Origin of the sequence: uncultured Veillonella sp. (assembly GCF_963543145.1) — a bacterium.
In the GTDB taxonomy this organism is placed as follows: Bacteria; Bacillota; Negativicutes; order Veillonellales; family Veillonellaceae; genus Veillonella.
In genome coordinates this window covers 35,432-48,046 of record NZ_CAUTZP010000014.1, presented here as the reverse complement: position 1 = coordinate 48,046, position 12,615 = coordinate 35,432, and the positions used below count along the sequence as shown (strand labels likewise).

Annotated in this window: 13 protein-coding genes and 1 tRNA gene; 1 reads left to right on the top strand and 13 read right to left on the bottom strand. The window is 39.6% G+C overall.

Translation table 11 applies throughout. The features are described from left to right. Positions 1-253 precede the first annotated feature (253 nt). From RWZ05_RS07135 to moaC, 9 genes are all read right to left on the bottom strand, one after another. Positions 254-328 (bottom strand) — tRNA-Arg (locus RWZ05_RS07135). A gap of 127 nt (positions 329-455) precedes the next feature. Further along, positions 456-914, bottom strand: coding sequence for a low molecular weight protein-tyrosine-phosphatase (locus RWZ05_RS07130; RefSeq protein WP_314643208.1), 459 nt, complete (start codon positions 912-914; stop codon positions 456-458). Between the two features lie 36 nt (positions 915-950). Next, positions 951-1,592, bottom strand: coding sequence for a flavodoxin family protein (locus RWZ05_RS07125; protein WP_314643206.1), 642 nt, complete (start codon positions 1,590-1,592; stop codon positions 951-953). A 241-nt stretch (positions 1,593-1,833) separates the two neighbouring features. Beyond that, entirely contained in the window at positions 1,834-2,556 is a 723-nt protein-coding gene (locus RWZ05_RS07120) for a DUF4198 domain-containing protein (protein WP_314643204.1), read from the bottom strand. Positions 2,557-2,869: 313 nt separating this feature from the next. Then, on the bottom strand, positions 2,870-4,681 hold the full coding sequence (typA, locus tag RWZ05_RS07115; protein WP_314643201.1) for a translational GTPase TypA: 1,812 nt from the start codon (positions 4,679-4,681) through the stop codon (positions 2,870-2,872). A gap of 243 nt (positions 4,682-4,924) precedes the next feature. After that, positions 4,925-5,857: a UDP-N-acetylmuramate dehydrogenase gene (gene murB / locus RWZ05_RS07110; RefSeq protein WP_314643198.1), complete on the bottom strand. Its 933-nt coding sequence runs from the start codon at positions 5,855-5,857 to the stop codon at positions 4,925-4,927. Further along, positions 5,829-6,197 (bottom strand): YlbF family regulator, encoded by a 369-nt coding sequence (locus tag RWZ05_RS07105; RefSeq protein ID WP_314643196.1) that lies wholly within the window; start codon positions 6,195-6,197, stop codon positions 5,829-5,831. Before RWZ05_RS07105 ends, murB begins: the two co-directional genes overlap by 29 nt. 104 nt (positions 6,198-6,301) lie before the next feature. After that, positions 6,302-6,787 carry a tRNA (uridine(34)/cytosine(34)/5-carboxymethylaminomethyluridine(34)-2'-O)-methyltransferase TrmL gene (gene trmL, locus RWZ05_RS07100; protein ID WP_314643194.1) on the bottom strand — a complete coding sequence of 162 codons (486 nt, stop codon included), beginning with the start codon at positions 6,785-6,787 and terminating at the stop codon, positions 6,302-6,304. A gap of 28 nt (positions 6,788-6,815) precedes the next feature. After that, positions 6,816-7,328, bottom strand: coding sequence for a cyclic pyranopterin monophosphate synthase MoaC (gene moaC, locus RWZ05_RS07095; protein ID WP_314643192.1), 513 nt, complete (start codon positions 7,326-7,328; stop codon positions 6,816-6,818). A 108-nt stretch (positions 7,329-7,436) separates the two neighbouring features. Between moaC and RWZ05_RS07090 the strand changes: the two genes are divergently transcribed. Beyond that, positions 7,437-8,114: a metal-dependent hydrolase gene (locus RWZ05_RS07090; RefSeq protein WP_314643189.1), complete on the top strand. Its 678-nt coding sequence runs from the start codon at positions 7,437-7,439 to the stop codon at positions 8,112-8,114. A gap of 132 nt (positions 8,115-8,246) precedes the next feature. Here RWZ05_RS07090 and RWZ05_RS07085 read toward each other — a convergent pair whose 3' ends face one another. The 4 genes from RWZ05_RS07085 to RWZ05_RS07070 all read right to left on the bottom strand — a co-directional run bounded on the left by RWZ05_RS07085 (position 8,247) and on the right by RWZ05_RS07070 (position 12,609). Next, positions 8,247-9,890 (bottom strand): VWA-like domain-containing protein, encoded by a 1,644-nt coding sequence (locus RWZ05_RS07085; protein WP_314643210.1) that lies wholly within the window; start codon positions 9,888-9,890, stop codon positions 8,247-8,249. A 35-nt stretch (positions 9,891-9,925) separates the two neighbouring features. Then, positions 9,926-11,026, bottom strand: coding sequence for an AAA family ATPase (locus RWZ05_RS07080; RefSeq protein ID WP_314643187.1), 1,101 nt, complete (start codon positions 11,024-11,026; stop codon positions 9,926-9,928). Between the two features lie 12 nt (positions 11,027-11,038). Further along, a complete protein-coding gene (locus RWZ05_RS07075) occupies positions 11,039-11,845 on the bottom strand; it encodes a hypothetical protein (protein WP_314643185.1) in 807 nt (268 codons plus the stop codon). Positions 11,846-11,958: 113 nt separating this feature from the next. After that, entirely contained in the window at positions 11,959-12,609 is a 651-nt protein-coding gene (locus RWZ05_RS07070) for a TrkA family potassium uptake protein (RefSeq protein WP_314643182.1), read from the bottom strand. Between the last annotated feature and the right edge of the window lie 6 nt (positions 12,610-12,615).

Sequence of the window (12,615 nt, the reverse complement as noted above, 5' to 3'; positions counted from 1 at the left end):
GAATATTATACCATACCCAATATATAAGGAATGTGAAATTTCATTCATGAAGCATAAACATTACCAAAAGATGGTATATATAACTAACGAAGAAATCATTGATAAATCAATAGACTTACTGATGGGTGAATTTCAAGCACGAGGAATTCGTTGTACTAAATATAAATGCTAAAATATAACTTTCTGAACTATACATCAACATAAAGAATAAAGACATATAAAAAGGCTTCTCGAAATCGAGAAGCCTTTTATTTGGTGCGCCTAGCAGGATTCGAACCTGCGCACCCGGTTCCGGAGACCGGCGCTCTATCCCCTGAGCTATAGGCGCATGAACACCTAAAAATTATACCATATAACGCTATGCTTCGATAGTATAAAGTAATCAAACACAAGTCACATATGGAAAGGCCCCTATAGTTAAGCATTTTGTTAGCTAACTGTAGAGGCTGTTTCTATTACATTCGCTCTTTAATCAACTCTAATAGAGCATCACAGCTGCGACTTACATCGTCATAAGTTTCGTCAAAGTTACCCGTATACCAAGGATCCTTTACATCACGGTTTTTACCAATAAAAGACATAGCCTTGTACACCTTGGAGTCTACATCAGCCCCAATGATACGTTTTAAATTACGTGCGTTATTTTCATCCATTATAACGAGGTAATCAAAGTTATGATAGTCATCTATCGTTACTTGACGAGCCTTACGACGAGTATAAGGAATACCCATTTCATCTAGCTTTTGTTTTGTTCCGTTATGGGTATCGTTTCCTATTTCCTCACGAGATGTAGCTGCGGACTCGATATAAATAGAATCGGTTAACCCCGCCTTGTTAACGATATGCTTCATATAAAACTCTGCCATCGTAGAACGACAAATATTGCCGTGACAGATAAATAAAACATTAACCATTATATCTCCTTTAACACCACACCAAGCAATAAGTTATTAACGAACAAAATTTGTAGATACTTTTGTCTCTGTATCAGTATCTGGATATGGTACGCCTTGCTCTTTAGCTACAGCAAAGCTACGCATCATCCAAATCATATTACGTGCAAGGTTACGCATGGTTTGCATGCCTTCTTCATCCTGTTTAGCATCTTCTGCTACTAGGCCGTGGCTGATATTCCAATAGGTAGATCCTGCAATTGGCATTTGAGAAATACCGAAATATTTATTAAGCACATCAAAGGATGCAGTTGTACCACCACGACGAGCTACAGCAATAGACGCACCCGGTTTAAAGGCAAATGGATTCGGTTTAACACTTTCCGCACTGAAAAATACGCGATCTAAAAAGGATAAAATACGCCCAGTTGGATGTGCATAATATACAGGTGTGGCAAAAATAAAACCATCTGCATCTTTCGCTTTTTCAATGAATGCATTTACATCATCATCTTTGAATACACATTCACCATGTTCAAAACAATAGCCACATGCAATACAGTCTCGAATTGGCTTATTACCAAGTTGAATGACTTCAGTATCTACATTACTTTCAGTAAAAACCTTTTGTACTTCCTGTATAGCTTGCATAGTTGTTCCATTTACATGACTACTACCATTTACAATTAAAACCTTCATATAATACCTCCCAATTCTTACTTAAGAAGTTGTATAAGCTCTAGTTTTTATATATTAGCATAGAAAAATGAATTTGTTAAATCAATACATTTTCAGTTTTGAAACCTATCCTAAAACTAAAACATCGACTAGTTATCATCAACTAGTCGATGTTTTTTGCATAATGAAATTAGAAGTTATATCGTACCCCTGCATCGATACGCTATGTGTTATCTATGGTAAGCACTAAAATTACTAATTATTATTCTTCAGGAGAGATAATGAAGGACAATGCGCTAAAGTATTTGTTTTGCTCGCCTTTAATTTGAGTTGGGAAGCCTACTTCAACGCCTACTACGTTAAGGCCATTAGCACTTACTGTAACAGTGGCTTTACCGTTTGCATCAGCTTGGCTTTCGTTAGTAAGATCATTGATTACGTCTTTGATAAGAGGTGCATTTGCATATGGTTTGCCTTCTTTCAAGACTTGAATTTCATAGGTATCACCTTTTTTAAGTGTCAATGGGTTAACAGAAGGAATGATTTGGATAAAAGCATCTTTATTGTCTAAAGGTTTTGCCTCTGCATTCCAGTAGTGAACGTTATATTTGATAGCATGTGTACTTTTTTGAGCACCAGGTACTTCTGTGATTGGTTTATGAACAGTTTTGCCATCTTTGTCTTTTGTCCAGTAGCCATAGTCAAAGTTAGTTGCTGTTACGCCTAATTTGTCTGTTGGTACGATGGCAATATTTTTTTCGTGTTTAACAACTTCTACAGGGATTACTGTACCATTGTTATCATAACCTACAAGACCTGTTACCATTTCAGGTTTGTAAGCGTTATCCAAAGGACCTTCACCTAATACTAATACTTTTTCATCAAGACGGTTTGCAAAGAATACGCCATGCGCATCAACGGAAGAGCACACACATCCTGCAGCTAAACCTACTGCGAACAAAGAAGCTAAGATTTTCTTATTCATAAGAACCTCCATAATCAATAACTTGTTTCAACAAACTTGTTATTATTATACAGCGTTCTATACATTTCGTATATACCAATACCCCTATAACTTAGTTAATATACGGAGTTTGTATATACATCCCTTTATATGCCAATCCAACACAATTGATAAAATTATCATCTTTTTCATATGGTTATAATAAAAAAGAATATCTTAATTAAAGTAAACAATGAAAATATTGTTTATTCCCATGTATGAAATGCCCTTCTTATACCGATATAATGCAAAAACGACGCCCCCTAAGGAGCGTCGCTTTCTATCTATATAGATATTATTTTTTGTTTTTAGCAGCTTTCGCACGAGCATTACGATCAAGAATCGTTTTACGCATACGAATGCTTTCTGGTGTTACTTCAACGAGTTCGTCATCGTTGATCCACTCAAGTGCTTGCTCCAAGGAGAAGATACGAGGTGGAGTCAAGCGAACTGCTTCGTCAGAGGAGCTAGAACGCATGTTAGTAACGTGTTTTTTCTTACATGGGTTAACATCCATATCAAGTTCACGAGTGTTTTCACCGATAACTTGACCTGCGTACACGTCTTGGTTAGGACCAACGAACAATGTACCACGGTCTTGAACAGAGTTCAAACCATATGGAGTTGTTTCACCATTTTCGAAGGCTACCAAAGCACCGCGTGTACGGGATGGAATTTCACCTTTATATGGTGCATAGCCATGGAATACATGGTTCATGATACCATTACCTTTTGTAGCTGTTAAGAATTGTGCACGGAAACCAATCAAACCACGCGCTGGAACTACGAATTCCATACGAAGGTAACCAGCTAATTCAACCATATTAGTCAATTCAGCTTTACGTTGACCAAGGTTTTCCATTACAGTACCCATGAATTCTTGAGGTACGTCGATAGTCAATGCTTCAAGTGGTTCGCACAATTGGTCGTTAATAGTTTTGAAGATTACGCGAGGTTTACCTACTTGTAATTCGTAGCCTTCACGACGCATAGTTTCAATCAATACAGCCAAGTGTAATTCGCCACGGCCAGATACTTTGAAAGCATCTGCAGAATCAGTTTCTTCTACTTTCATAGAAACGTTAGTTTCTACTTCACGGAACAAACGATCGCGCAAGTGACGAGATGTAACGAATTCACCTTCGCGGCCAGCAAATGGAGAGTTATTTACGGAGAACACCATGGACAATGTTGGTTCGTCGATGGAGATAGATGGTAATGCTTCAGGATTTTCAGCATCAGCTACAGTTTCACCGATGTTGATATCGTCGATACCAGCGAATGCAATGATATCACCCATTTCAGCTTCATCAGTTTCCACACGATTCAAGCCATTGTAAGTATATACGCGACCGATTTTCGCTTTACGAGTGCTTTCACCATTCATGATAGCCACTTGTTGGTTAGTTTTCATTTTACCGCGAACGATACGGCCTACTGCGATTTTACCAATGAAGTTATCATAATCAAGTGTAGTTACCATGAATTGAAGAGGACCTTCCATGTCGCCTTCAGGTGCAGGAATTTCTTCAATCAATGTTTTGAACAATGGTTCCATGTTTACAGCTTCATCATCCCAGTTAGTTTTAGATACGCCAGAACGAGCAGATGCGTATACTACAGGGAAATCAAGTTGATCATCATCAGCTTCAAGTTCCATAAACAATTCAAGAACTTCATCTTCAACCTCTTTAACACGTTGGTCAGGACGGTCAATTTTGTTGATAACTACAATTGGTTTCAATTTTTGTTCTAATGCTTTACGCAAAACGTATTTAGTTTGAGGCATCGGACCTTCATAAGCATCTACGAGAAGCAATACGCCATCAACCATGTTAAGTACACGTTCTACTTCGCCACCGAAATCAGCATGGCCTGGAGTATCAACAATGTTGATTTTGATGCCATCATGCATTACAGCAGTATTTTTAGACAAAATAGTAATACCGCGTTCACGTTCCAAGTCATTGGAGTCCATTACGCGTTCTGCTACTTTTTCATTTTCACGGAACACATGGCTTTGTTTTAATAACGCGTCCACCAAAGTAGTTTTACCATGGTCAACGTGGGCGATAATCGCTACATTACGAAGATTTTCGCGAATCATAAGATCCTCCCTTTAATTCTTTCAGTATATTTTATATCACATAGGACTTATGAAAGTCTCTATATTGGTATATTCCCAAAATTGGCAACAGTTAATTATAACGCAGTCTATAGAGAAAAGTCAAAAACACTATAAAAAAAGATTCCTTATACCTCATGCTTATAAAAGACAAAACTTGGAATTATATCTATCAAGATTTTGAATAAAAACAAAAGGCATAAGAAATCTTTCATTACTATTTAATTAGTCTTCACCAATCATGCGTACTTCTGGTTCAAGATGAACCCCATGTCGATCATATACACGACGTTGTACCTCTGCAATGAGATCAAGGACATCCTTCGCACTCGCACTACCCGTATTAATGACAAAGCCCGCATGCTTATGAGATACTTGTGCATCGCCTACGGATAAGCCCTTAAGGCCTGTTTGCTCAATGAGGGTGCCTGCAAAATACCCTGGTGGGCGTTTAAAGGTTGAACCTGCACTAGCAAACTCCAATGGCTGTTTAGATTCACGCTTTTCTGTGAGTTCATCCATGCGTGCTTTGATAGTATCTTTATCGCCTGGTTTGAGTGTCATAACGACCTCACCAATAACCTCATGGTTATCGTGGAACACACTATGACGATAAGCAAAATCTAGATGAGACGCATCATACTCCTTAATATTACCTTGGAAGTCTACAGCTAATACTGATGTAACGACATGGCTCATTTCCCCATCATAAGCACCTGCATTCATAAATACAGCACCGCCCAATGTTCCTGGAATACCAATGGCAAATTCAAGGCCAGATAATCCATTTTCCCAAGCAAATTCAGAAGCATCCTTTAACATATAACCAGAACCAATACATAATACATTATCATTGCAATCCATGATTTGCGTCATATGTCGAACCGATACGACAGCACCGCGAATACCACCGTCTTTCACCAAAATATTGGAGCCGCAACCGATAATAGTTACAGGCACTTGTAATTCGTGAATGGTGCGCAGCGTAAAGCTCAGCTCATCCATCGTCGTAGGTTCAATAAATAAATCAGCAGGACCACCAATTTTAAATGTCGTATGATGACAAAGCAACTCCTGTTCTCGTACACGTGTACTTGGTAATTTCTCTAATAAGGCTTCTTTTAAGGCCTTAATGTTTTGGTTGTTGTTGTTCGCCATGATCTAACACTTTCATCCCCTCAGTGATTGGTTCGCTAATGATTTTATAGATATCATTAGAAATCTGGCTCCAACGCATTTGCGCTTGCAAATAAGAAGTCGCTGCAGCATTTTCTTGAATTTGAGGCATCAATTCCTCTTGTTTCTTTTGCAATTCATCTGCTTCTGGAGCACCGGACAACTTAGCGTATTCCCATTGCATTTGTTGTGCCATAAATGTGCGTACCAAAGACGTTGCTACTGCATCAGCTTTCACTGCTTCTTGAGCAGCCATTAACTCTTTGTACTCTTCGGATTCACGCATAGCGTGAGCTAAATCATGAGCTTTATCGTAGTTCATAATATCCTCCTCTAACAACACTGTACGAAACACTACCGGTCATAAAGATTTGGTAGGTTCTTTAACACATACGTATACTATATCCGTCTATAGTGAAAGTATAATTATTTAGGTTGAATCCAGTTCCCTTCTGCTTTAAGATCTGGATAATCAAGTTGGCGCATAGCTTCATAGGCAATGATAGCCACTGCATTAGACAGGTTCAAAGAACGAGCTTCATCGACCATTGGTATGCGAATACATGTATCCTCTTTACCTTCTAAAAGCCTTTCAGGCAAACCTCTTGATTCAGGACCAAATACAAGCATATCCCCAATTTCATAGTTGACCTCAGAGTGTGTATGCTTAGCCTTTGTAGTAGCATAGAAATATCTACGATCTGGATATTTCTCATATAGTTCTTGAATATTCTCATGAACTTGCACATCTACCAAATGCCAGTAGTCAAGACCAGCTCGTTTTACATGCTTATCATCGATGGAAAAACCAAGCGGTTTGATAAGGTGCAAAGTCATGTGATTGGCGGCGCATAAACGCGCTATATTTCCTGTATTGCCAGGGATTTCTGGCTCATAAAGTACTATTTCCATTATCGTTCCCCTATTCTTTATTTCTATATTATTCTACAAAGGAACGCACAAAATGTCCACTTTTACCGCCTTCTTTTTCTACGAGGTATGTAGGGCCCATAATCATGCCTTTATCAATGGCCTTACACATATCGTATACGGTGAGTAGGCCCACTTGAACAGCTGTAAGGGCCTCCATTTCAACGCCTGTTTTACCACTTGTTTTAACGATAGCACTCACCTTAACGGCCTTGTTGTGATTTTCATCGGTGCAAGCTGGGCTTTCACCATCTACTAAGGTACAGTGCACCTCAACCTTAGTCAATGCCAACGGATGGCATAGGGGAATGAGATTACTCGTTTGTTTAGCGCCCATGATGGCCGCTAGTTGCGCTACACTAAGGACATCCCCCTTTTTCATAGTACCCGCCGCGATACGTTCATAAATAGCGTCGTTGATGGCAATAAAACCTTCAGCCACAGCTGTACGAGATGTAATATCCTTATCGGACACATCTACCATCCAGGCATTACCATCTTGATCAAAATGTGTTAAATCCATACTATATCCTTACTAATTATGCATAAATTATCATCCATAGTTTTATTTTCATTAATTATATTATACAATAGAATTAACAATTGTATGTATAAGGAAGGAAGTGTTCCTATGAAAACAAAACTAACTTATTTCGGTCACGCTTGCTTTATGCTCACTCGCGGTGATGTATCCATGATTTTCGACCCATTTTTAACGGGCAACACATGGGATGTAGCAAAAAAAGAAGATATTAAATGCCAATATATCTTTGTTAGCCATGGTCATGACGATCATTATGGTGATACAGATTTCATCGCTAAAGCAAATGATGCACTCGTTATCTCCACAGCTGAGATAGCTGGTAAAGCTACCGCTGCTGGTTGCCGTGCTCATGCTATGCATTTAGGCGGCAAATTCGACTTCGAATTTGGTTCTGTTCGCATGGTTCCTGCCTTCCACGGCGCTGGCATTCCAGGCGGGCATGCAGCAGGTTGCATCGTAGACTTCTACGGCGATATTCTTTACTTCGCTGGCGATACAGCACTCTTTAGCGACATGAAATTATTGAATCGCTTTGGCGATATTGACTACGCATTGCTTCCAATCGGTGATAACTTCACGATGGGCGTAGAAGATGCTGCACTTGCCGCTTCTTATGTAAAAGCGCGTATCTCCATTCCAATTCACTACAAAACATGGCCTGTTATCGACCGTGAACCAGGTGTATTCACAAGCTTAGTTGAAGGCAAATACAATCAAACAGCGCTCATTATCGAGCCAGGTTCCTCTATCGAACTTAACAGCTAAGCCCCAATTATGACATAGAAATGACGCAATCCATTGGAATTGCGTCATTTTTTATTGTTAGGTCTATTTTTAGGACCTAACCAAAAGGGTTATAGGAGAAAACCTAATGAAGTAAAGCGATTACCCATTGGCCTAGAACTCTTGGTTCGCCATGGAGAAACCACCTCGATTAGACATGCGTACAAACTCATCGATATCTTGTGTTTCATCTACACCTACATAGCCTAGCTCTCGAACTAAACCATAGGAATTATGCAAAGATAATTGAGGGTTCTCACCTGTTAGTACCCAAAGTACTTTGTAGCCTTTTGGAGCCTCCCGGAGGCGTTCCTCCCCTTTACCATCCGTAAAGTATACTAGTAAATCCACACGATTTTGATTAGCTAGAGAGAACACAGGCGCAAAAGCTGTGGCACCACGCACATCGAGGCGCGGCTTAACGTCCTTCACGGATTCCATCGTGTAGGTACGACGCACTTCGTTATCGCATTCTACTACGGTAATGCGATGATTATAGGCATGCACGATTTGCAGTACTTGCTCTAATGCATTAGTAAACTCAACATCGGTAATGCTACCGCTCATATCGAGGGCTACCCACACATTCGCCTTATGTTGGCGCAAGGTGCCAGATAATTCGAGACGCTCCGGCTGACGACGATTACGACGCATGGTCGTCTTTTTATAGCCACTCGCTACCTTCCCCATCAGTTTTTTTAGGTAAAAATACCAAGGCAAGGCTCGACGCGTCTTTTGGAACGTATCGATGAGACTTTTTACATACCCTTCCATATCACCTTTGGAGGCGACCTTAATATAACGCTCCGTAATTTGGTCCATCGTATCTGTATCAATAGAATCAGATTCATCCCAAATATCATGACTTGTTTGAGGATTAAACTCCATAGCTACCGCCGTTTCTGCATTGTCAACAGGTACAAAGAGATCTGGCTTTTCTTTCATAACCTTGTCGATAGCCTTCGCATAGTACTCAATGGTACGGAACCGTTTTAATAATAAACCAAAACGTTCATTCACATTAGCTACCGTTACCGCATCACGGTCCACATGTTCAAGATAATCATTTACCACCATATCCATGGCCATGTGAACCGCTGTTTTATTAAAACTTTGGCTCAGTGATTTTACCCGCAACAAGTGAGCCGAAATAATATGAAGTATTTCGCGCTTTATGCCGTCCTTCATCACATCCGGCGGTTGGCGTAATAAAATAAAGGGATTTACATAGAGTACATATCCGCCTTGCTTTAAATTAATACCAAAAGCACTGGTCATGTCAAAGCGAATGCGATGAGCCATTTGTAAATAGAAATAACCAAAGAATTGGTCCTCTTCAAGGATTAAGCTATTTACATCATGCAAAATATTCCATAATCGTTGCTCAAAGGCTGGTGTCATAACGGCTTGCTGCATAACCGCAAGATTTGTGCCTTCTACTTCTATATCTTCAAGAGCTCGACCAATGGTGCCAATATGACTATCCGACATATTTTGGTTCATCAAGTCCGCTGCTATACGTTCAGGCGCCATACTATGATGTTGCGCTTCATAGCTATCTACATAGGCCTCATAGGTTGCATAAATTTGTGTATATAAAGCCTCTGCTTCACAATGGATGCGCTCTCGTTTCGCATGCCAACGATTGAGAGCCTCAATGGCATTCGCATCATAAGAGCCAGTCTTTTCCCAACCATCGATATGCGTCAGTAAGTCAGAAGCATCGCGAATATCGTCCTTATCTAAATTTCGTTGCATCATTCCACCTCCTTTTTGTTAACTATGTGGTAAAACTATTTTTGTGCTTCAAAGAAGGTATCAACGAACAAATCATCTTCAATGGCATAGGCGTATACGCGCTCATACGTGTTGCGTAGATCTTTCATAACCGCTATGCGCAAATCTCCTGGGTATAATGCGAGGAATTCTACAAAGTGATGAATTTCCTCTGCATTACTATTGCGATTTAAACGATGTAACATATTTTTAGCCGCTACATATAGTCGCGTTGGACTTTCATTTTTAACTTGCTCAGCCATAGACATGATAGCACCTGGTTTTTGAACTGCTGCCAACACATCATCAAAGGTAATAAGCGGTTCTTGATCGGACTCGATAAAGTTTACAAAAGCCTCCGCAATGAGTTTACCGACGTTACCGCGGATAACATTCATAAATACGTCACGACCATAAGCGGAACCTTTTTGGTTTTTATAAATCGTATATAGGCCAGATACGCGCTCGAAGGAACGAGGTGTGGCATCAATATCGTCTTCGTGGCGTTGATTTAAATATTCAGGATAAGAAGAAATGAATTCGATAACCTTTTCTTCAATCCCTGCGTCGATAGCCCAGTCGATCCATTGCATATAGTCCGCATACATATAGAGCCATACAAAACGGTTTTGTTGGGCTGGGTCCATATCAATGGTTTTGTAATCAAAGGAATCCTCAGGGTTCATAGCAGCGATAATACGCACTTGATCACTCAAGGAGAAACCATTGATTTCACGGTTCAAGATAAGGTTCATCAACTCTTGTTGCACTGCATGTTCTGCACGGTTAATTTCGTCGATAAACAGCAATACTTGGCGACCTTTATCTACGGCTTGCGCCACATGTTCCAAGGTATGATGCACCGCGTATACCGTAGTTTTTACTTCATGAATATGGCCGTAACCATCTGTGTGCGTCACGGTTTCTACTGTTGGCAAACCACCGATTTCACCTTCTTTTAAAAGGTTGCCGTCGATAGTAACCAGTTCCCAATCATGTACATCTGCTACGCGCGCTGCGAGAGATGTTTTACCAATGCCCGTTTCACCGACGAGCAATGGTACTTGATTTGCGGCAAGCACTAATTCAACGCTCGCCATTGTATCTATAAAGTTCATTGTATCTCCATTCTAATACTTCAAATATTCGCCTACAGCGATTTTCTTTACTGCTCTAGTGCCATACGCATCAATAAGTGACAATAAATCGATAGGCCATTTAGATTGGCGGCCACCGATAGCTTTATTGTTGATCAATTCACGAACATAGTCCGCATCAATGGTATCACTAGAAATAGCTTCTACGATGATAGCTTTAATTTCATCCACCGTAACACCTAATGTATTAGGGATATAGCCTAAGATAGCTGCACTGACTTTAAATAGGTGTAATGCCAGTTCTTTAGAAAGATTTGTAATTTGACGCATCGCTTGCGGATCTTGCTTCACTGCCGCTTCTAGGACGGCTACGCTTGGCTCATTAATATAGCGCAAGGCTAAATAATTTTCCTGTACAGCTTGTAATTGAACTGCTTCGTTAGGTTCCTTAATATATTGTAACGCATCGTAATTTGCCTTTACCGCTTCTAATTGCAAGTCTTCTGATGGATTTGCTATATAGCGAATGGCCCAACCAGATTGCGCTAATGCACTTCGAATTAACGAGTCAGACGGATTGTCTATATATTCTAAAATAGCCCAGTCCTTTTTAACTAAGGCACTTAACAACTCTTCTGTAGGGTTTTCTACGAACTGTATAGCTCGTGGTGCTTGTGAAAGCGCCGTTTCAATAACCTTTTGAGTAGGCTCTTTGATATATTGAAGCAACATACCGTTTTGACCTACACAGGTAAGCTGCATCGCTTCCGTTGGATTTGGAATATTCCTAATCCCATGTGGGTTATTGGTCAGCGCTGTTATATATTGTTCCTCTGTCATAATAACCTTCTTTTCTATGTAAAAAGGCCATACGAATACGTATGACCTATACTGAATTCTATTTTAATTATATCATAATTTTTCGATATGGTTATATTTCTTTCGTATACTCACTACATCGTTAATGCATCTAAATCAGAATTATTCCCAATGACTAATAATTTATCATCTTCACCTAGAATAGTACTTGGGTTTGGTGGAACTTCTAAATCCTCACCGCGTCTTATACCTACTGCATTAAGATTATATTTCTCACGCAAATTGGAGTCCTTTAAATTAGCCCCCACCATAAATGAAGGCATTTTTATTTCTATAAGACTAATATTTTTAGATAGTTGTAAATAATCCATCACATGGTCTCGTGTTAAGAATTGTACAAGGCGTAATGCCATATCATATTCAGGGTAAATCACTTGATCTACACCTATTTTATGAAGCATTTTACCTTGTATATTATTTTCTGCTTTGGCTACAATTTTAGGTGCACCTAATTCTTTAAGAAGCATAGCTGTCATTAAATTAGCTTGAAGATTTCCACCTATAGCCACAATAACCATATCAAACTGGCTTAGTGCCAATGCTTTGATTGCCTCTTCATCGGTTGTATCTGCAACTATAGCATGTGTTAAAAATGGTGAAATTTTTTGTATAACGTCTGGATCAATATCTACACCTAACACCTCATGATCCATGGAGGCTAACATCTTGGCAACAGTGCTACCAAATCGACCAAGTCCTATAACAGCTATTGTTTTATGTTTCATGCTCTA

Bases quoted from the DNA above. Each gene is read 5' to 3' on its own strand.
- RWZ05_RS07080 (WP_314643187.1), bottom strand. From the start codon at position 11,026: ATGAACTTTATAGATACAATGGCGAGCGTTGAATTAGTGCTTGCCGCA.
- RWZ05_RS07125 (WP_314643206.1), bottom strand. From the start codon at position 1,592: ATGAAGGTTTTAATTGTAAATGGTAGTAGTCATGTAAATGGAACAACT.
- RWZ05_RS07070 (WP_314643182.1), bottom strand. From the start codon at position 12,609: ATGAAACATAAAACAATAGCTGTTATAGGACTTGGTCGATTTGGTAGC.
- typA (WP_314643201.1), bottom strand. From the start codon at position 4,681: ATGATTCGCGAAAATCTTCGTAATGTAGCGATTATCGCCCACGTTGAC.
- moaC (WP_314643192.1), bottom strand. From the start codon at position 7,328: ATGGATTTAACACATTTTGATCAAGATGGTAATGCCTGGATGGTAGAT.
- RWZ05_RS07075 (WP_314643185.1), bottom strand. From the start codon at position 11,845: ATGACAGAGGAACAATATATAACAGCGCTGACCAATAACCCACATGGG.
- RWZ05_RS07130 (WP_314643208.1), bottom strand. From the start codon at position 914: ATGGTTAATGTTTTATTTATCTGTCACGGCAATATTTGTCGTTCTACG.
- RWZ05_RS07120 (WP_314643204.1), bottom strand. From the start codon at position 2,556: ATGAATAAGAAAATCTTAGCTTCTTTGTTCGCAGTAGGTTTAGCTGCA.
- RWZ05_RS07090 (WP_314643189.1), top strand. From the start codon at position 7,437: ATGAAAACAAAACTAACTTATTTCGGTCACGCTTGCTTTATGCTCACT.
- murB (WP_314643198.1), bottom strand. From the start codon at position 5,857: ATGGCGAACAACAACAACCAAAACATTAAGGCCTTAAAAGAAGCCTTA.
- RWZ05_RS07085 (WP_314643210.1), bottom strand. From the start codon at position 9,890: ATGCAACGAAATTTAGATAAGGACGATATTCGCGATGCTTCTGACTTA.
- trmL (WP_314643194.1), bottom strand. From the start codon at position 6,787: ATGGAAATAGTACTTTATGAGCCAGAAATCCCTGGCAATACAGGAAAT.
- RWZ05_RS07105 (WP_314643196.1), bottom strand. From the start codon at position 6,197: ATGAACTACGATAAAGCTCATGATTTAGCTCACGCTATGCGTGAATCC.